Origin of the sequence: Paenibacillus sp. RC84 (genome assembly GCF_041260495.1) — a bacterium.
GTDB lineage: Bacteria > Bacillota > Bacilli > Paenibacillales > NBRC-103111 > Paenibacillus_F.
This window is the reverse complement of sequence record NZ_JBGBYL010000010.1, coordinates 297,171-316,728: the sequence shown is the minus strand read 5'-3', so window position 1 is coordinate 316,728 and position 19,558 is coordinate 297,171. Positions and strand designations below refer to the sequence as shown.

The 19,558-nt window shown below is 53.3% G+C and carries 12 protein-coding genes and 2 pseudogenes; 8 read left to right on the top strand and 6 right to left on the bottom strand.

From position 1 onward, the window contains the following. Positions 1-149: 149 nt before the first annotated feature. Positions 150-1,032 (top strand): annotated as a pseudogene (locus ABH899_RS22940) (reverse transcriptase domain-containing protein); the annotation flags it as partial. Between the two features lie 509 nt (positions 1,033-1,541). On the opposite strand, the gene ABH899_RS22935 reads toward ABH899_RS22940, so the two are convergent. Both ABH899_RS22935 and ABH899_RS22930 read right to left on the bottom strand, forming a co-directional pair. Further along, positions 1,542-2,540 carry an alpha/beta hydrolase gene (locus ABH899_RS22935; RefSeq protein WP_218231172.1) on the bottom strand — a complete coding sequence of 333 codons (999 nt, stop codon included), beginning with the start codon at positions 2,538-2,540 and terminating at the stop codon, positions 1,542-1,544. Between the two features lie 41 nt (positions 2,541-2,581). Further along, positions 2,582-3,478, bottom strand: a complete 897-nt coding sequence (locus ABH899_RS22930; RefSeq protein WP_370000852.1) for an MBL fold metallo-hydrolase — start codon at positions 3,476-3,478, stop codon at positions 2,582-2,584. 333 nt (positions 3,479-3,811) lie between these two features. Between ABH899_RS22930 and ABH899_RS22925 the strand changes: the two genes are divergently transcribed. Next, positions 3,812-4,357, top strand: coding sequence for a helix-turn-helix domain-containing protein (locus tag ABH899_RS22925; protein ID WP_218231174.1), 546 nt, complete (start codon positions 3,812-3,814; stop codon positions 4,355-4,357). Positions 4,358-4,768: 411 nt separating this feature from the next. On the opposite strand, the gene ABH899_RS22920 is transcribed toward ABH899_RS22925, so the two are convergent. From ABH899_RS22920 to ABH899_RS22910, 3 genes are all read right to left on the bottom strand, one after another. Then, complete coding sequence (locus ABH899_RS22920; protein WP_218231175.1) at positions 4,769-5,281, bottom strand: hypothetical protein; 513 nt, start codon at positions 5,279-5,281, stop codon at positions 4,769-4,771. A 136-nt stretch (positions 5,282-5,417) separates the two neighbouring features. Then, complete coding sequence (locus ABH899_RS22915) at positions 5,418-6,161, bottom strand: spermidine synthase (protein ID WP_370000849.1); 744 nt, start codon at positions 6,159-6,161, stop codon at positions 5,418-5,420. A gap of 218 nt (positions 6,162-6,379) precedes the next feature. Beyond that, positions 6,380-7,384 (bottom strand): metallophosphoesterase family protein, encoded by a 1,005-nt coding sequence (locus tag ABH899_RS22910; RefSeq protein WP_370000847.1) that lies wholly within the window; start codon positions 7,382-7,384, stop codon positions 6,380-6,382. A 494-nt stretch (positions 7,385-7,878) separates the two neighbouring features. On the opposite strand from ABH899_RS22910, the gene ABH899_RS22905 reads away from it, so the two are divergent. Next, positions 7,879-9,552: a family 14 glycosylhydrolase gene (locus ABH899_RS22905; RefSeq protein WP_370000845.1), complete on the top strand. Its 1,674-nt coding sequence runs from the start codon at positions 7,879-7,881 to the stop codon at positions 9,550-9,552. A 262-nt stretch (positions 9,553-9,814) separates the two neighbouring features. Next, positions 9,815-13,390 carry an OmpL47-type beta-barrel domain-containing protein gene (locus tag ABH899_RS22900; protein ID WP_370000843.1) on the top strand — a complete coding sequence of 1,192 codons (3,576 nt, stop codon included), beginning with the start codon at positions 9,815-9,817 and terminating at the stop codon, positions 13,388-13,390. Positions 13,391-13,820: 430 nt separating this feature from the next. Here ABH899_RS22900 and ABH899_RS22895 read toward each other — a convergent pair. Further along, a pseudogene (locus ABH899_RS22895) lies at positions 13,821-14,579 on the bottom strand (serine hydrolase domain-containing protein); the annotation flags it as partial. Between the two features lie 294 nt (positions 14,580-14,873). Here ABH899_RS22895 and ABH899_RS22890 point away from each other — a divergent pair. From ABH899_RS22890 to ABH899_RS22875, 4 genes are all read left to right on the top strand, one after another. Further along, on the top strand, positions 14,874-15,461 hold the full coding sequence (locus ABH899_RS22890; RefSeq protein WP_370000841.1) for a sensor domain-containing protein: 588 nt from the start codon (positions 14,874-14,876) through the stop codon (positions 15,459-15,461). Positions 15,462-15,542: 81 nt separating this feature from the next. Further along, a complete protein-coding gene (locus ABH899_RS22885) occupies positions 15,543-17,393 on the top strand; it encodes a response regulator (protein WP_370000839.1) in 1,851 nt (616 codons plus the stop codon). A gap of 194 nt (positions 17,394-17,587) precedes the next feature. Then, a complete protein-coding gene (gene hpaB, locus ABH899_RS22880; RefSeq protein ID WP_370000837.1) occupies positions 17,588-19,060 on the top strand; it encodes a 4-hydroxyphenylacetate 3-monooxygenase, oxygenase component in 1,473 nt (490 codons plus the stop codon). 193 nt (positions 19,061-19,253) lie between these two features. Then, positions 19,254-19,550 carry a putative quinol monooxygenase gene (locus ABH899_RS22875; RefSeq protein WP_370000835.1) on the top strand — a complete coding sequence of 99 codons (297 nt, stop codon included), beginning with the start codon at positions 19,254-19,256 and terminating at the stop codon, positions 19,548-19,550. Positions 19,551-19,558 lie beyond the last annotated feature (8 nt).

The following is a 19,558-nucleotide window of genomic DNA, read 5'->3' as shown; positions in this document are numbered from 1 at the left end:
TGAGGGTAGGGTCACGACTGATGAAGCCTCTGTAATCGAGGTGGAGGAACAGCCCAAGTCTAATTGAATAGAACGATCATTTTCCATACGTGAATTGCACCGATCAGGTAGGAACGTGGGGACATCGCTTCATTAGGAGGGATGCCACAGTGCAAGCTCTACGAAATTGGGAATATTACGGCATGACGGAATCTTTTACGGATTTGTACGAAAGAGCAGCAAACAAAGAAATCTTCTCTCCTCTCTATGGGACCATTACATCCAGAGAAAACATATTGCTAGCTTATCGCACGATGAAGTCCAACAAAGGATCAAAGACCACCAGGAACCGATGGGTTAACCATCAAAGACATCGAACAATGCTCCGAAAATGAATTAGTTAGTGAAATCCAAAACAGGCTGAAAAACTACCGCCCTAAAAAAGTCAGACGGAAGCTTATTGAAAAAGATAACGGCAAAATGAGACCTCTTGGCATCCCTTGTATTCTAGATCGCATCATTCAACAGTGCTTCAAGCAAGTCCTTGAGCCCATAGCTGAAGCCCAATTTTACAACCATAGTTATGGCTTCAGACCCCTTTGATCGACACATCATGCCATGGCAAGAGTGCAATTTCTCATCAATCAGGCATCAATGCATTTTATAGTAGACATCGACATATTGGGATTCTTCGACAACGTTAACCATACCTTGCTCGTGAAGCAGCTTTGGAACTTGGGCATTCAAGATAGAAAGGTTCTAGCGTGCATCTCTAAAATGCTAAAAGCTGAGATCGAGGGGGAAGGAATACCTTCAAAGGGTGTACCTCAAGGAGGCTTGCTGTCAACACTGCTCTCCAACATTGTACTGAATGACCTTGATCACTGGGTGGATGGTCAATGGGAGCACTTTCCGTTGACGAAACCTTTCAAATCGAGAACCGGCGAGAGGGTTGCGAAGATACGGTCCAGCCTGAAAGAAGGCTACCTGGTGCGCTACGCGGACGATTTTAAAATCATTTGTCGCGATTGGAAATCAGCCCAAAGGTGGTATACGCTGGGATAAGATGCTATGTTTAATTTCTTATTGGGGTGAGTTGTCAAGTTATGGATTGGATAACTATTGCAGCAAAAAAGAACTCAGCTAACTTAGCTGAGTTCTTTTGCGTGTTTTTGAACCATAGAAAAATTATGGAAATTATTAGGGTGCTAGCTTAACAAAAGTCTTAGCAGCGTTTAAAAGATCTCAAGCTGTCATTTCAGAGAAACTAAACAATATAAGTTGTGAAGTGTACATTAAAGATATGAAATTTATATTATAATGAAGGAGTGAAAAAGCCCAATTTCTCTATTAATTTATGGAGAAGTTGGGCTTTTTAGTATTGGAATTGCCTTACCGTCTTAAATCCGCGTTTTCCTGAAAGACACTTCTACGGTTGTTCTGGCAGGGTGATGATCACTGAAATATTGGCTGTACACTTCATGGCCCAAGGCGACAATGCCGCGGGCCTCTAATTAGGCAAGCAAGTCATATAATGTTAAAGTCCGCTCTTGCAGCAGCATTTATTTCACCGGTTCGTACGCTTCATCCAAGAAACCGCGGATGGCTTGAAAAGCCTGAAGTCTATTTTTCTCCAGCAATACCATGTGCGTCCCTTCACCGATTTCAACCCAGCGGCGATATGCTGCTCCTGTCAGGGTAGTGAAGAAGTTCTGGGCCAATTCAAGAGGGACATCGATATCCCACTCGGCATGGACAAGAAGGACGGGAACGGTAATTTCCTTAGGATCATAGAAAGCTTTGCCAGCCGTCCAGTATTCGCGGATATCCAGGATAGGGCCGTTGTTCGCCCGAATATGCTCAGGATGATTGGTTAGGCTCCCTGGGTCGGAAGCAAGTGTGGCTTTGACCCATTGTTCAAACCAGCCATCCGGAATCAAATCGCCGCGTTTATGTTCCGGTGCGGCGCTTAGCCAGCGTTCCTTCGTGCTGCCGACAGCAACAAGGCGATACGAACCAAGCGGACCTCCGGTATCGATAGGAACCGGATTGGAACTCAGCCATTGCGGAGCAACAAGCGTAAGCTTGTTTACTTTATCATTGTTTTGACTGGTATAAGCTCCCGCAACCGTTCCTCCCCAAGACATCCCCAGTACGTTGACCTTCATTAAATTCCGGCGTTTCAGAACATAGTCCACGGCTGCGCCAAAATCTCGGACCCCTGTTTCCGTGCGGACAAGCGGCGGATTAAGGTCGGCAGGCTGCTCCATCTCAGGAGGTCTTGTCGAGCCGCCGTAGCCGCGAACGTCCACGGCGTACACGTCATAGCCATGGCTTGCAAGGTAGTCCAGAAAAGTGAAGCCGTCCAGCTTCACATCGTACAGACTGCCAAATGGATAGGTAGCGCCATGAACCATTACGATCGTTTTTTCGTTAGAGAAGGTATTCATGGGAGCTGGACGTTTATTTCGTACATAAAGCTCGATTCCGGGCGTATCACTCGGGATACGCAGGTCTTCAGTCACGATATTTATATCATTAAGAAAATCATGGGTTGTCATAAGTTCAGCGCCTTTCGTATTGTGTTTGTTGTCAGGTCGTATTAAATAAAGTCCCACTTGTATCCGTCCCCGCTGCGAGTCACGTACCCCGCCGCGCTTTCGGGGAAGTGCGTACTGAAATAAATGACCGGGCGATCCGCTATGAATTCCAGCACCTGGAGCCGTGAAATACGGGCTTGATCGGTAAATTCGCAGTACATGGAATTCCATTGCGGATTATAGACCTGTAACGGATGGTGCATCACATCGGCGCCAAATAAAGCTTCTTCTCCGCCAGATTTAAGACCGATGGACATTTGGCCGATGCTGTGGCCGGGTGTCGGAATGAATTTGAAAATATCAAGAAATTCCCCGCCCTCAGGGCCGATGGTTTGCGTTAAGCCGGCTTCAACAACAGGCAATACGCTTTCTTCGTAAACGTTAAAGTTTACTTCGTTTGCTTTGTTGTGGCTGGCCTCGCTGGAGTAATATTGTTGCTCTGCAAGGGGAAATACGTATTTGGCATTTGGGAAAGTCGGTACCCATTTTCCGTCAACGAGCTTCGTATTCCAACCGACATGGTCCACGTGCAGATGCGTCAGCAGCACGTAGTCCAATTCCTCCGGCGTAACCCCCGCCTCCTTCAGCCGCTCGAGATAAGGGAGCTGGAGATCGGCGAGATCCGGATTTAAAGGCAAGTTTTTATCATTTCCTGTAGCCGTATCGATAAGGATCGTATGCTTCGGGGTTTTCACCACCCATGTTCCAATGCTAACGATAAGCTGAGAATTGCCATCGATCAGGCCAGCCGGAAGAGAGTTCCGATTCTCCTCCAGGAACATGGGGTCCCACGATCCCGGAAAATACACTTCTGGTGGAATACCGTCAAGCATCATCTCCGTAACACGTGTAACGGTAACATCACCTACTTGATAGACCTTGGGAATTTTGGTAGACATTCTTTATGCCCCTTTCGTCCTTCTGACACGTTTTTATGAATCCGAATAACAAGGAAAGGCTTTCCGTTGCAATCAGGTGATTCGTATTTCGTTTCCTTAAAAATTTCGCTGTAAATGAAAATTATTCTGTTGAGAATGAACGATGTGTAATATCCGGGGAAATTCGTCCGTCAACCTTAATAAAATAGTAGTCCACTAAAACAGACAAATCAACGTTTTTACACCGTAATTCCGTCCTAGTAAAAGGGCTTGATATTGCTCAGGTTTACACCTATTATAAAATTATAAATTTCGCTGTCAGCGAAATGATTTCGAAATTTAGGAGGCTGGCACATGAATTCGATCGGTGAAACAATTCGAGGCACGCGAAAAAAACAGAAATTAACGCTCAAGAAGGTAGCCGAAGCAGCCTCTGTATCCTTGTCTTTTCTCAGTGAAATTGAACGCGATAAGGCGAATCCGTCCATCAGTGTTCTGAAGCGCATAGCGAACGCATTAAACGTGAATTTTACGAATTTGTTCGGCGAGGAGAAGCGAAGCATTGTCGTTAGAAAAAACGAGCGTAAACCTTTGGTGCATTCCGAGGGTTCCCGTATTACCTGGTACGCTCTTAGCCAAGGAAGCAGCAACAAAATGGGACCGATATGGGGAGTACTGGAACAAGGAGCAGCTTACGGCGACATCAGCGTCGGCCATAGCGATGGCGAGGAGTTTCTATTTGTTCACTCCGGGCGTTTGGAGTTTGTGCTTGGCAATGAACGTTATACGCTCGAAGAAGGGGACAGCATCTATTATGATGCCAGAATCCCCCATAGTTATAAGAATATCTGGGATGGCGAAACGATGTTAATAGCGGTTTCTACTCCACCTACTTTTTGACTAAGTTAGCAATGCTCCAACTGTGATGAAATCGGAAAAGAAAACATTGGCTGTGCGGACACATCGTTTTACTTGTCTATCAAGTGCCGGGGCAAGCCCAATGAAATCAACAAAATTAGTTCCAAAGTTTGTTTACTCCTGACACAATCAATGGTTGTGCAGCTCTTAACTTGAGTATAAGCCTTGCCAAATGAACAACCTGCTACCTGTATCTTGGGTTGCAGGTTTTTTGTTTTTACGGTATGTAGGAAAATTCGAAGTGGGCGGAAGAACATCTAGGCAAAACGGGGGGGGGGGGGGACATAAAGGTATGAGATTTGGTGCGTTTGTACAATTCCATACAAAAAGGACCCGATCAAAATCGGGTCCTTTTTTGCAACGAGACGCTCGCGCATTTCTATCGTGCATCCGTTACGGAATGTACTGCTGAACGATTTTCACGACCTTATGGTCTTTGATCGTTAAATGGAACGGAAATGTGCTCACATCGAGCAGGTTATTGTTAGGATAAATGGCTAGGAACTTGGTGAGCGGTACTTCTTCGTTCCACTTGACGTCTACGCCTTCGTAAGTGCCGTCATGATCGTAAAGCTGCATGAGGACCTGGGCGTTCGGATCGATTTCGAAGCTTTCGAGCTTCTCTTGATCGTTAACGATATAGTAGCCGTCGGGGGCGTGTGTCATATCGCCGATGTCCGTTTCATGCTCAAGGAATTTTTGATCGGCTTCTGCACCTTCGTACCACTCGATTTGGTCTCCTTGCAGATAGAGAGAGCCGTTTTTATTTTCAAGGGAAGAAATCATAACGGTTACGGTGTCCTCGCTGCGGGGAACGGGCGTATATTCGGAATCGACTGCATTGGCGGAAGTGACGAAAGCCAGCATAGATACCATCAGAGTAGTGAAAAAGACCATCTTTTTCATGTGTGTGTAACCCCTTTGCGGAAAATGATTAGGATGCCTTACAGATTCTTTACCCGGCTGGGCCGGTTTAAAACGCTCTGTCTGGCTTGTTACTCTCATCATAAACCAAAATGCGCATGGAAAGGTCACAATGTAGTTACAAACGGTCCGTAATCAGATAACCTTGTTCCGGTTCAAATTCAACAAAGCCGGCCATGTGGCGGGCTTGGTACGTTAGGGGGCTGCTGCCGCCTGCCAGAAGGATGTTCAACGTATCCCGGGTGCCTTCCGAAGGCAGATAAAAAGCCTTCCTATGAGAAAAAACCTCGCCAAGGGTTGTGTAAATGGCGCTGATATGGTTGTCGTGCATGCTTTTGCCGAACAGATTCATGAGGATGGCACCGTCCGGGTTCAGCTTGCTGCGGCTGAGCTCGAAGAATTGGCGGGAGACGAGGTGCCGGGGGGTTCCTTTCTCGGTAAAGGCATCCAGGATCAAGTAATCGTACGCCTCCGGCGGTTCCCGATCCAGAATCTCACGTCCGTCGCCGAGGATGATATTTTCCTGGTCGCAGCCGAAATAGGTTCTGCTGAGTTCCACGACTTTAGGATCGTGTTCCGCTATGGTGAACCGTTTCTGCGGATAGTGCCCCGCCAGAGTCCCGATTCCGTGACCGATCATAAACACGTTTTCGAAAGCGGGCCGGTTCATCTCCATGAGATGGACGATCGCTCTGGGATATTCGAACAGGATGCGCCCGGGATTGTTCAGATCAAGCGCTCCTTGTATGGCATCATTTGCGAATTGGAGCACGCGAAAGCGGCCTTTCTCGCCGTATAGTTCGTTCGTGTCGTAAACCCGGATCACATGGCCGGGGCCGGTTTCTTCAAAAAGCAGCTGCAAAATGTCCGTTCTCCTTTGCGGTACGCTTGAAGCGCTGGAAATGTCCTAACCAGTATACCATTCCAGAAGGCTTTTCAGGTTTGGCTGGGGACTTCGGGTGCTTCGGCTGCTCCGTGTGCGTTACACTTTCGGAAGATGGGAAATGAGAAAGCCCGGCCGTGACGACAGGATGCACAACCGGAACAAAGCCGCGGGCAGGAGATCCGCGGCTTTGTCTTTTAATCTTCTACGCTCCGGGGAAGGGTAAACTGGGCTTCCGGAATCCAGCGCTGCCGGTAAAAGTCGCGTCCTTTGATGCTGACTTTGTCTTTGTATACTTCGACATACAGGCCTTCGCTTTCGTCCGGACCCGTAAGCATTTCGCCGCCGTTTCCGTTGTCGGTCCAGGGCTGGATGACGGAGGACGAATTCACCATCGTAAACTTGTCTTGGACGAGGGTGCCCGGCAGTTTGAGCTCCCAATGGGTGTGGCCCGAGAAGAAGATCACCTGGGGATAGGTCGAGAGAATTTTTCGTAATTCCTCATGCTGAACGATGGCCCGGTTATTGACGCAGCAGAAAATCGTACCGGATACGGTGTCGGGAAGCGGCTGATGCAGGAAGACGAAGACGGGCTTGCCGCTCGCAGCTCCTTTCCGCAGGGAAGCTTTGAGGAATTCAAGCTGCTCCCCCGAAAGCCAGGCATCCTCCAAGTTGCTCGGATCCGACTGACGGTACTGTTCCGAGCCCAGGAAAATGAAGCGGAAGCCGTTCACGACCTGATCGCCGTAAACTTTTTTCTTGCCGGAGAGTTGAAGAAACCGTCCAATAGACGCTTGCTCCGTCTCGCCGTTCGGAAAAGCGTCCGCATTCCAGGAGCCGTTCCGGTCGATCCAGGCTTTGTAGTATTCATGGTTGCCCATCGTGTAAAACACTTTGCCCGGATGCGGGTTCTGCTCCATCAGCTCGCTCAGCTTAGCGTAGTCTGCCGGCATGCCGTTCGTGAGATCGCCGTTGATGACAAGCGCGTCTGTGTCCGGGTCCAGCGTATGGAGATCGCTCAGGGCCGCTTTGAACTTTTGATGCGATTGCGGGTCCCATGACTGGATGTGAATATCGCTGATAACGGGAAAAGCGAGAAGCGGCTTCTCTTTCCCTGGCTTTGCGCCAACGGCGGAAGGAATCACGGCGGCCGCCAGAAGCGATAACGACAGGGCTGCGGAGAGGAACGTTTTTCGTAACATAGAGCCTCCTCGGTCATCGATTTTTATTTACATTTCTTACCATACCTATTATTTGTCAGAGGGAGATCGTTGTTGTGTAAAGGTTTTATGAATGGGGCTTGGTATTTTACTTAATTTTTAAAAGAGTTTATAGCAGCCGCGGATCGGGAATCTGTTGAACAATCACCGGCAGGCGGGAGAGGGGAACCTTTTCCGTCTTTGTTTTGCCCGGGGAGTTCATATCAAACAAGATAGTCCACCCTTTTGACAATCTTTGGGGTCGTTTTGCAGCTTGTCCATTCTTTATAATACAATTTGTAAGCGATTTCATATTAAGGAGGGAAATGACACATCCTGACCGTGCCTTTTGTTAGGCAGCGCATACGAAAAGCCGCAGCTTAACCGGACTACATAAGACGAAGGATTCAAGGGAATGAGAGAAAAAGGGCGGCCGGCTGCGGCGCGGGGACTCTTGTACTCTCGATAAAATGTTTGATAAAGGAAGGGTGTATGGGATGAGTTGGACGAAAAAAAGCATGAAAAAAGCGGCCCTGCAGCTGCTGGGTTTCATTCTGGTACTGACGACGGTTTTGGGCTGGGGACCGGCCAGGGCCGGTGCTGCCGTTGCCGGTGATTTTCAGGCATCGGTGATGGGACCGCTGACGAAGGTGACGGACTGGAATGCCTTCAAGAACCAGCTTCGCACGCTAAAAAGCAACGGAGTATACGCCGTCACGACCGATGTCTGGTGGGGGATGGTGGAAAGCGCCGGAGATAACCAATTCGACTGGAGCTATTACAAGACGTACGCGGGTGCCGTGCGGGAAGCGGGGCTAAAGTGGGTCCCGATCCTGTCCACGCATAAATGCGGCGGCAATGTGGGGGACGACTGCAACATTCCGCTGCCGAACTGGCTGTGGGCTAAAGGGACGGCGGACCAGATGCAGTTCAAAAGCGAAACCGGTTATGTGAACAACGAAGCCGTGTCGCCTTTCTGGAGTGGACTAGGTACTCAGTACAGTGAGCTTTACGCTTCTTTTGCGGCTAATTTCGCTTCCTACAAGGATATTATTCCGAAGATTTATTTAAGCGGAGGCCCGTCCGGGGAATTGAGATTTCCTTCTTATTATCCGGCTGCCGGATGGAGCTACCCGTCCCGGGGCAAGTTCCAGGCTTACACGGATACCGCGAAGCAGGCGTTTCGCACGGCCATGACGGCCAAATACGGATCGCTCAGCGGAATCAACAGCGCATGGGGCCTGAGCCTGACTTCGGTCGATCAGGTCAGTCCTCCTAATGACGGAGACGGCTTCTACACGAACGGAGGCTACAAGACCGCTTACGGCAAAGATTTTCTGTCCTGGTACCAAAGCGTGCTGGAAAATCATCTGGGCGTAATCGGCAGTGCCGCGCACAAAAATTTCGATTCCGTGTTCGGCGTGCCGATCGGAGCCAAAGTATCCGGCGTCCACTGGCAGATGACGAATCCGTCCATGCCGCACAGCGCGGAGCAGGCTGCCGGTTATTATGATTACAACCGTCTGCTGCAGAAGTTCAAGGACAGCAACCTGGATCTGACGTTCACCTGTCTGGAAATGTCCGACAGCGGAAGCGCGCCGAATTACTCCATGCCTTCCACACTTGTCGATACCGTGGCAGGTATTGCAAACGCCAAAGGCGTCCGCCTCAACGGGGAAAATGCGCTTCCGGCTTCGGGAACGGCCGCGTTCCAGAAAATCGAGGAAAAGCTGACCCGCTTCGGATTCAGCGGCTTTACCCTTCTGCGTCTCGCTAACGTCGTGAATGCGGACGGTTCCGTCACCGGCGAGATGGCGAACTTCAAGAAATACGTCATCAGCCATGCGGGAACGGGTTCCGGGGGCACGAACAATACCGTAACCGTGTACTACAAGAAAGGTTACTCAAGCCCGTACATCCATTACCGTCCCGCAGGAGGGACCTGGACAGCCGTACCGGGCGTAAAAATGGCCGATTCCGAAATTAGCGGCTACGCCAAAATCACGGTCAATATCGGCGCGGCGACTCAATTGGAAGCGGCTTTTAACGACGGGAACAACAATTGGGACAGCAACAGCATGAACAACTATTTCTTCGGCACCGGCACTTCCACCTACACACCCGGCACGGGAGGAGCGGCAGGGACCGTTAAAGCCGGAGGGCCCGCCTAACTTCTTCCCGCCGTACCGCAAGCAGAAACGGGAGGGAACCAACCGCCCGATGGTTTCTTTGAACGGCCGCCAGCCCGAAGCTGACGGCCGTTTTTCTATGGAGGAGCAGGGGGCTGTAAGGCTGTAAAAGTCTATATCGCTTCTTGAAAGGAAGCGCAAAGAAAGCGGTTTATCTTTACAAAAAAATACCACTTCTCCTGACTTATCCATGGTAGAATGAGGTCGAAAGTTCAACTAGCTTCCAGTATAAAGGAGGAAATTCATGAAGAAGAGATTCGCAGGGTGGAAGGCTAAGGTTTTCAAGACTTCACTCGCCCTATCCGCGGCGCTTTCCGTGCAAGTATTGACCGATGGTTGGCAGGTGAAGGCGGAAGGGCCGGCCGATCCGGCTCCCTATATTGAAGCGAAAGTCGTCAATGAGAACGCCGGCAAAAAGGTGCTTTTCGACAACACCCACGCTCAAACGGCGGGAGCCGCGGACTGGGTCATCGACGGCGGGTTCTCGGATTTCGGCAATGCGCTGGCGAGTAACGGCTACTATGTGAAAGAACTCCGCAAAACGACTCCGATCACGCTGGCCGACTTAAGCGGATACGATGTTTTTGTAGTCGCGGAAGCGAATATTCCATACAAGGCAAGCGAGCAGGCGGCCATGGCGGCTTATGTGGAAGGCGGAGGAAGCATCTTCTTCATCGGCGACCACTACAACGCGGACCGCAACAAGAACCGCTGGGACGGTTCGGAAGTATTCAACGGCTACCGCCGCGGCGCCTGGGACAATCCGGCGAAAGGCATGAGCGCGGACGAAGCGGGCTCGGCGGCTATGCAGGACGTGGTCAGCTCCGACTGGCTCGGCTCCCAGTTCGGCGTGCGTTTCCGCTACAATGCGCTCGGAGATATCACCGCGAACAACATTGTAGCTCCGGAACAGGCCTTCGGCATCACGAAGGGCGTATCCTCGGTGGCGATGCACGCCGGCTCCACGCTGGCTATCCTTGATCCGGCCAAGGCGAAGGGCATCGTGTATCTGCCGCAGACGAAAGCGGCATGGCCCAACGCGGTCGATCAAGGCGTCTACAACGGCGGCGGAGTGGCGGAAGGACCGTACGTGGCCGTTGCCAAGAAAGGCGCGGGGAAAGCGGCCTTCATCGGCGATTCCTCCCCGGTCGAGGATGCCACGCCGAAGTATCTGCGCGAGGATACGGGCGCGAAGAAGACGACCTACGACGGCTTTAAAGAGGCGAATGACGGCGTGCTGCTCGTCAACACGATCAACTGGCTGGCGAAGAAAGAAAGCTATACGAGCCTATCCCAGGTAAGCGGACTCCAGCTCGACCAGCCGACGGCTCTGCTGCCTTTCGAGGCCCCGGCGGCTTCGACCGAGCCTCAGCCCGAGCCTTGGGCGGCGCCGAACGCGGGCTACAAGTGGTATGACCGCGGCACGTTCAAGGCCGGCTCCTACGGCAGCGGCGGCGGTACGACGGTGCCTTCCAACCCGGCGTACAGCTTCGTCCGCCAGGCGACTTTGCCGAACGCGGCGGACTTCCAGATCCGCGTCGTGATTGACAATCTGCCTGCGAATACGACCGTTTCGGGCTTCAGCGCAGGCGTGTATCTGGCCACGGGAGGCACGCAGGTGGCGCAGGTCCGGAATGCGGACGGCACATGGCCGGCCTCTTACGGATACAGCGCGGCTTTCAGCCTCACATCCGACAGCAAGGGCCATGCTTACAAGGATCTTACCGTCCGCATTAAGCCGGGCACGACCGGCGCGGCTAACCTCAGGCTCCGCCAGAACGGAACCAACCTGAAGACGGAAGCCGTGTCGATCGCGAACGTGCCGGCCGAGCCGCTGCCGGAAGAGCAGGGGCCGATTCCGGCCAAGATTACCGTTGCCGAAGCGCGCAGCAAAGGCGAAGGAGCTCTGGTGACGCTGGAAGGCGTCGTTACGACAGAGCCGGGCATCTTCGGCGGCCAGTCCTTCTACCTGCAGGACGCAACCGGCGGTATTTATGTGTACCAGAACCTCGGCGGATTTCACGCCGGGGATGTAGTGAAGGTGACGGCCTCTACGGCCGTCTACAATTCGGAACTGGAATTAACCGATCCGGTCGAAGTCGCCAAAACGGGCGCTTCGGCCGTTCCTGCGCCTGTGAAGGCCGATGCCGTAACGGCCGGCAACCAGGGACAGCTCATCGAGCTGAGCGGAGTGACAATCGGCGCTGTCAAAAGCGCGGTGCCGGAAGGTTCTTTCGAGTTTGACGCGGTCAAAGGAAACGTGGTGAACCACATTCGCGTAGACGCGCGCACGGGGCTTACGCTGGCTTCTTTCCCTTATAAAGAAGGACAAACCGTTGACATCCGCGGTGCGGCGGCGATTTTCAAAGGCGCGTTCCAGCTGAAGCCGAGAGGACTGTCCGATTTCAAGGCACAGGCGGATACGACGGCTCCGGTAACGGCTGCGACTCTTTCGGAAACGGCCAACGCGGAGGGCTGGTTTAACAAGAACGTTACCGTTACCTTAACGGCCCGCGATAACGAAGGGGCTGCCGTTCTGACGCAGTACGATATCAACGGCGGAGAGGCGAAAGGCTATTCGGAGCCGTTCACCGTCGAAACCGAAGGAACGAACATCGTCCGCTACTATTCCACGGATGCTGCAGGCAACAAAGAGGAAGCCCAAACCCTTAACATCAAGCTGGACAAAACGGCCCCGGCCGCGTCCCTGACGCTGAACGGACAAGCTGTCTCCGATGTGACGGATAAAGACTCCTTAACCTTCCGTCTGTTGAGTACGGATGCGGGATCGGGAATTGCGGACCGGAAGCTGCTTCTGGACGGGAAGGAAATTGCCGACGGAGAGACGTTGAAAGCGGGCGAGCTGGCTGTCGGTCCGCATAACATCCAGTACCGCGTGACGGATCTTGCCGGCAATACGGCGGAGGATACGCTCAGCTTCAACGTAAAAGCGAGCCTGACGCTTAGCAAGGTAGAGCTCACATCCGGTAAAACCGTTCTGAAGCCCGGTGAAACGACCGATCTCCGTGTGAGCGGCACATGGAGCAACGGCACCGCAGCCGATTTATCCGTGGCGGAAGTCGTTTACCGCAGCAGCAATGAAGCGGCGGTTACGGTAAACGCGCAGGGAAGGCTTACGGCCGTCGGCGAAGGAACTGCGGATCTGACGGCTTCCGTAACGTTGGACGGCGTCACCGTCGTGTCGGGCGCGGTTACCGTTACGTCCGCCAAGCCTCTGGCAACGGGCGTTCCGGGCAAGCCGGTGCTGTCCTCGAACAATGGCTATGACGGCCTCAAAGGCGGCAGTTTTACCGTGACGATGAACATGTGGTGGGGAGCCAACGGCTCCGTGTACAAGCTGTACGAGAACGGCGTGCTGATCGGCACGCAGACGCTGAAGGACGCCTCACCGGTGGCCCAGACGGTCAAAACGGATATCAAAGGCAAAGCGAACGGAACGTATACGTACACGGCCGAGCTGATCAACGCTTACGGAACGACCGTAAGTTCGCCGCTTGTCGTGAACGTGACGGATGCCGCACCGGGCAAGCCGGTTCTTTCCCAGGACAACTGGGACGGCGACGGCACCTACAAGGTGACGATGAACATGTGGTGGGGCACCAACGCTTCCGAATACCGGCTGTTTGAAAACGGTCAGTTGATCGAAACGAAAGCGTTGGAAGAAGCGACTCCGGGCGCTCAGAGCGCAGTAACCAGCCTTACGGGGAGGGCTCCGGGAACGTATGAGTACCGTGCCGAGCTTGTAAATGCCTCGGGCGTTGCCATCAGCGAGAAAATTGTGGTGAAAGTAACCCGCTAGTTTGCACGGATAGGCTGTTTCCTGTCCGGTACTGTACTGTACTGTCAGTGCTGCTGAGAGGCTGTAAAGGATAAGGCCGAAAGCCGTTTGTTTTGGGATAAACCAACTTCATTTGTCGCAAAAGACCTCCATTTCCGCTTAAAACGGAAGTGGAGGTCTTTCTTTTTTGGAAGCTAATTCCTGCCGGAGAAGGAGAGCAAATTCCATCTCGCGTCCGGTGATTACGGAGGAGAGCAGTTATATGATAAAAGTAGCGACAGACAAAGAAAATGTACGGAGGAGCCTGAAAATCGAAGGATGTCGGTAGACGGCAGAAGGCAGGACGACGGACATTTAAGAGAGAGGGCGTCAGACATCTCCAGCGACGAGAAAAAAGCGAATGAGCACTGTTATGTGACACCAAGTACCGCGCACCGGGAGCCTCGTGCGGTGAGGAAGAGACGGCCGACAGCAGCTCCGGCGTAAAACGGACGCTTGTGGAATTCATGCCGAGCGGCTTGAACACCTTTTCCTGCATGTACTTGTCATAACGCAGCCCGCTCACGTTCTGAACGGCATATCCGGCCAGCAGAAAACCGAAGTTATCGTAAGTGTAGGCTTCGCCCGGCTTCCGCACGACCGTCGGCATGTGCTCGGCCAGGAACGGTTTCGTGGGGATATCCCGATCGACGAATTCGGGTCCTACATAAGTCGTAATGTCCGGATAATCCACACCGCTCGTGTAGGTGAGAAGATCGAATAACGTGAGCGGCGTGCCTGTTTTGTTGGGCACCTTCAAGCCATCCAGGTAAGGCTCGATGTCGCCCCTCAGCTCCATTTTCCCCTCGTCCACAAGCTGCAGGGCGGCCAGAGCGGTAAACGTTTTGGTGACGGAGCCGATCTGGAATACCGTGTCTTTGTCGACCGGAATGTTCTTTTCCTTGTCCGCATAGCCGTACCCCTTACTCAGCACGACCTTGCCGTCTTTAACGACCACGAAGCTGGAGCCGTTGACGTTGTATTTTTTCATTTTCTCGGCAAAAACGGGATCGGCAAACGCCTCTACTTCCTTCGCGTCGACAGGTCCTTGGGCGGAACCTTGACCGGGCTGCGCAGCCTCGTGCGGCTTGGCGGCGGGCGTACAGGCCGTAAAGACAGATGAAGACAGGACGAGCAGGGCAAGACTTGCGTGGCGTACGGTTTTTTTCATGGTTCATTCTCCTTTTTCGTATCGTTCTTTGTGTGACCGCTGTGTGTTTGTGTTCAGGCAAGGAGTGCCATTGAAAAACGGCGCCTCCTTTCCTTGATGTCCCCAGCATCCCAGACTTCCCGTCACAGCGGCCAGTGAGCATCCGTCAGGGTCCGTCATTTGTTGTGCCGGGAATGTCATATGACATTTGCTCACTGGCGCAGCTGACAGCAGGGGGGTTAGGATACAAGCAGCCGGAGGAGATACCGGGCACAAACGAAATCACGAGAACGAACAAGAAAGGACCGAGATTCCATGAAAAAAGAGATGATGCAAAGTTTGCAGACGTTTTACTTTTTGCTGCTTACTTTCGTTACAGGAGTGTTTTACTTTTGCTTCTACCTGGTCAGCCTGGTATTCAGCCTGAGCATGGCTTTTACCCTGGTCGGGCTGCCGATGATCACCTATGTCATGCGCAGTACGCGCACGTTTGCCCGATATGAAAGAATTCAAACCAAAATCTACACGGATCTTTCCATTGAGCCTTACGAACGGCCGCAAAAAAGTGAAGGCTCCGTATGGCAGCAGGCGAAAGAAGAGCTTGCGGACCGCCGGAACTGGACAATCATAGGCTGGCTGATGCTGAAATTCCCGCTGGGTCTGCTTGCCCTTCTTTTAGCCGTGCTTTGCTATATTGCGCCCGTCATCTTCATTCTGGTTCCGCTTGCGGTTCCGTACATGGACCTTTACTTTGCGGGGATTCCGGTGGACACCTTCGTAAAATCCCTCTTCGTGATGGCCGGGGGCGTTCTGCTCGCTTTTGCGGGGGCAAAACTGGGCCGGAGCACGGCGCTGCTGATCGGACGCTATATCCGGCATATGTTCAAACGGCTTCACGCATAGACAGCCGAGGCTTGCCGTGGCATAGTAAGGACAAGAACAGCCGGGCGGCAAGCCGGGTGGCCAGACAGAGAGGTGATGGACATGTTCGATGCGGTCAAGCAGTGGATCTGGTACGAATGGGCGCTCTTTATCATCCGTGTATTGATTTTTATTTCCACCATGATCACGACCGTGCAGCTTCAAAATGACTTAAACCTTCCCCTGTGGCTGGTTCTGTGCTGGCAAATCTCCGCTTTCTCGGTTCCATGGATTTTGCTGCAGGTGAATTCGACGGCGTATGTCGTTCTCGAGCTGATTTTGTCCGGAGGAGTCAGCATCTATTTAACTTCGTTATTTCCCGAGGCCTATTTGACCTTTCTCGTGCCCGCCGCCCTGATCGCAGCCAACAGTGCGGACAAAACATACCGTTGGTCGGGACCGGCCGCCGTTCTGGTGGTGCCCCTCGTGATGGTTGAATTATCCGAACAAGCGAAGCCGGTTTGGGAAATGATGTCTCAAATCGGGCTGGCTTATGCGATCGGGTACGCGTTCCATCTGTTGGTGGTGAATTACCGGCAAAATGAAATTATCCGCAGCCAGAACAGCGTTCTGGAGCAGTACATGTCCCAAGTGGAGCGGGTCACCCAGCTTGAAGAGCGGAACCGGCTCGCGAAGGATCTGCACGATACGATGGGGCATTCGTACACTTCGCTCCTTATGGGACTTGAAACGCTGCGACCGGATATCGCGACTGAGGAAGGCGAGAACAAGCTGGAGGCCCTTCTGGCGGTGACGCGCAAAAGCATGGGCGACGTGCGGGAGTTTCTGCACGAGATGGGCGCTTCGCAGAAGCTGTCTTCGCTCCGGCAGGCGCTTGAGCAGTTGGCGCGCGAATTCGAGGCCAGTGCGGGGGTGACCGTAAGCCTGCGGGTGCTCGGGGAGGAAACTGCCCTGCCTCAGCAGGCAAAGATGACCTTCTACCGCTGCTTGCAGGAAGCGCTCACGAATGCGGTGCGGCACGGCAGGGCAACGGAGATTCAGGCGGCGCTGCAGTTCGAGCCCCGGCAGACCCGGCTGGAAGTGCGGGATAACGGCGAGGGCAGCGAGTCTCTATCGGAGGGCTTCGGCCTGAAGGCGATGAAGGAGCGGGCCGCAAGCCTGCAGGGGCAGGTCTCCGTCTATTCGGAGAAGGGCGTGGGAACGACCGTGACGTGCACCCTGCCGCGCCAGGCGGAGCCGGGAGGCGAAGTGATCCGCCTGCTGATTGCCGACGATCAGGCATTCATCCGCGAAAGCCTCCGGACTCTTCTGCAGGGACAGAAGGATATGACCGTTGCGGGGCTTGCCGGAGACGGCGAGCAGGCGGTGGAGCTTTGTGCGGAGCTGGAGCCCCATCTGGTGCTGATGGATCTGGATATGCCGAACATGGACGGCACTGCGGCCACACGGACGATCAAGCAGAAGTGGCCGCATGTCCGGGTCGTCATCCTGACGACTTTCCAGGCGCCGGACAAAGCGCTGGAAGTGCTGCGCAGCGGCGCGGACGGCTATCTGCTCAAATCGATCGAGCCGAAGGAGCTGGCCGAGACAATCCGTCTCGTGCATCAGGGCGGCACGATGATCGCGCAGGATCTCTCGACGAAGCTGTTCGGCGAGCTGGGGGAAGCGGCCAAAGCTTCGGGGCGCAATGGCGTCTCCGGTACATCCGAGCCGGCGGAAACGGCCGGACTGCCGGAGACGGCGGCCCCTGCCGGAGAGAGCTATGAGCTGACTCCGCGCGAAATCGAGATTTTGCGGATGCTGTCCAAAGGGCTCCGCTACAAGTCCATCGCTTCCAAGCTGTACTTGTCGGACGGAACGGTCCGGAACTATGCGTCCACGGTGTACGCCAAGCTTGGCGTGCGCAACCGGGAAGAAGCTGTGGAAAAGGCGGCGGAGGCCGGACTTCTTTGAAGCCGTATCCGGAAAGGCTTTCGGTTCCGTGAGGAACCGGGAGCCTTTTTTTGTCTAGAGGAATAAGGTAAGGCTTGTCCCCCAGGCTCGTCTCAGGATGGAAAATCGCTCCGATTACCCGCCCGTTAGGTGTCCGCTCATACCAACCCGCCTTCGCCCGAATAATGTAACCCTAGAGCGAGGAGGCGATTCTAATGCCCGTTAAAAACGGCAGCGAGTATATAGAACGGATTAACCGGCATCTTCCCGGCGTCTGGATTGCGGGTGAACGGGTGCGGGGATTGATTTCGGAGCATCAAGCTTTCAAGGGACTGATGGCGACTCAAGCTTCCATGTATGATATGCAGCATGCGGAGGAATGGCAAGCGAAAATGACGTATGCTTCCCCTTCGACAGGGGACCCGGTCGGATTGTCCTTCCTGCAGCCGAAGACGAAGAAGGATCTTGCGCTGCGCAGGCAGATGATGCAGGCGTGGGCATCGGTCCATCACGGTTTCCTGGGGCGTGCTCCCGATTATATGAACACGGCGATAATGGCTTTCGGCGCAGCGGCGGGTCTGATCGAGAAGGAAAATCCCGAATACGGGGATAACTTGAGGCGGTATTACGAATACTGCCGGGAAAACGACGTGACGCTCTCACACGTGTTCATTCAGCCGAAAGCGGCGAGAATGTCCACATTTCTGCGGACCTTCGAGGAACACGCCGCCGCCCGGGTGGTCGAGAAGAATAAAGACGGGATCGTGGTCCGGGGCGCGTTCTTGCTGGATACGCAAGGGGCGACGTCGGATGAAATCCTCGTTTTTCCGGCCCCTTTTCCGTATGGAGGCAGCGAGGACAGTCCGCACGCATTCGCTTTTGCGGTGCCGAGCAATCTGGCCGGCGTGAGCTTCGTATGCAGAGAGAGCTTCGTCGGGGGCGAATCGGCTTACAACTACCCCCTAAGCTCCCGGTACGAGGAAATGGATACGCTGGTCCTTTTCGAAGACGCGCTCGTGCCGTGGGACCGTGTGTTTATATGCGGGGATGAAAGGATGGCCTGGCAGCTTGTGGACGAAAGCCGGTTCCATATCCACGCCGGTATGCAGATCATGTGCAAAAACATCGCCAAAACGGAATTCATTCTGGGCACTCTCGAAAGAATGGTCGAAGCAGGAGGCCTCGACAGCCACAGCCATGTAACCGAGAAAGTAACGGAAGTTATCGTGGCTTTGGAGACGCTCAAGGCGCTCCAGGTTGCGGCGGAAAAAGGGGCGTCCCGGGATAAATGGGGAAGTATGCTGCCCGACCCGAAGCCGCTTCTTGCGGCCAACTCCTATTTTCCGAAAGTGTATCCGCGGTTTGTGGAAATCATCCAGTTGATCGGAGCCAGCGGGCTGATCATGATTCCGGACGAAGCGGATTTCGGCACCGAGATCGGCGGGCAGCTGAACCTTTACATGAAAGGGATTGACCTGAGCGCCGAAGAAAACGTGAAATTATCCCGGCTTGCATGGGAGCTTGGCGTCAGTGCGTTCGGCGGCAGGCAGGCGGTTTACGAGCGTTTTTTCTTCGGAAACGCTGCGGTTGTAGACGGACGTTTGTACAACACTTATAAAGAACGGGAAGCGTTAGGACGCCGGGTTCAGGATTTCTTGTCGGGAAAAGACGGAAAGGGATTGGGTTAAGTTTTGCCGGTAAAAGTTGAAAAAGTTTCGGCCCGGGCCGGGGCTTTTTTTGCTTTTCGACCTTTTTTCTTTTATATTATTTATAGATGAATATTTTATTGTTGAAGTAATTAAGAGGGCTAACGTTTGGAAAACATACAAGAGAGCCCCCTGAGGGGAGAGGCTGTCTAACCTAAGAGGAGGATACCCTGTCATGATTATTATTCACGCGGCCATGCGGCTGCAGCCGGGCAAAGACGAGGCGTTTCTGAAAGAGATTCTTCCGCTCGTGGAAGCTTCGAGAGGCGAGAGCGGCAACGTTTCGTATGATCTGTACAAACATGCGGAGAAGGAGCATGCCTACACGATGGTGGAGGTCTGGAAAGATCAGCAGGCTGTGGCCAGCCACAATTCCAGCGCTCCTTTCAAGGCTTTCACCGGCAAAGCCAGCGAATTTCTGGCCGCTCCGCTGGATGTGAAAGTTTATGGGGCCGAGGCGGTAAAGGTTTAGAAGATGGT

Bases quoted from the DNA above. Each gene is read 5' to 3' on its own strand.
- ABH899_RS22890 (WP_370000841.1), top strand. From the start codon at position 14,874: ATGAAAAAAGAGATGATGCAAAGTTTGCAGACGTTTTACTTTTTGCTG.
- hpaB (WP_370000837.1), top strand. From the start codon at position 17,588: ATGCCCGTTAAAAACGGCAGCGAGTATATAGAACGGATTAACCGGCAT.
- ABH899_RS22910 (WP_370000847.1), bottom strand. From the start codon at position 7,384: ATGTTACGAAAAACGTTCCTCTCCGCAGCCCTGTCGTTATCGCTTCTG.
- ABH899_RS22930 (WP_370000852.1), bottom strand. From the start codon at position 3,478: ATGTCTACCAAAATTCCCAAGGTCTATCAAGTAGGTGATGTTACCGTT.
- ABH899_RS22885 (WP_370000839.1), top strand. From the start codon at position 15,543: ATGTTCGATGCGGTCAAGCAGTGGATCTGGTACGAATGGGCGCTCTTT.
- ABH899_RS22925 (WP_218231174.1), top strand. From the start codon at position 3,812: ATGAATTCGATCGGTGAAACAATTCGAGGCACGCGAAAAAAACAGAAA.
- ABH899_RS22935 (WP_218231172.1), bottom strand. From the start codon at position 2,540: ATGACAACCCATGATTTTCTTAATGATATAAATATCGTGACTGAAGAC.
- ABH899_RS22905 (WP_370000845.1), top strand. From the start codon at position 7,879: ATGAGTTGGACGAAAAAAAGCATGAAAAAAGCGGCCCTGCAGCTGCTG.
- ABH899_RS22920 (WP_218231175.1), bottom strand. From the start codon at position 5,281: ATGAAAAAGATGGTCTTTTTCACTACTCTGATGGTATCTATGCTGGCT.
- ABH899_RS22875 (WP_370000835.1), top strand. From the start codon at position 19,254: ATGATTATTATTCACGCGGCCATGCGGCTGCAGCCGGGCAAAGACGAG.
- ABH899_RS22900 (WP_370000843.1), top strand. From the start codon at position 9,815: ATGAAGAAGAGATTCGCAGGGTGGAAGGCTAAGGTTTTCAAGACTTCA.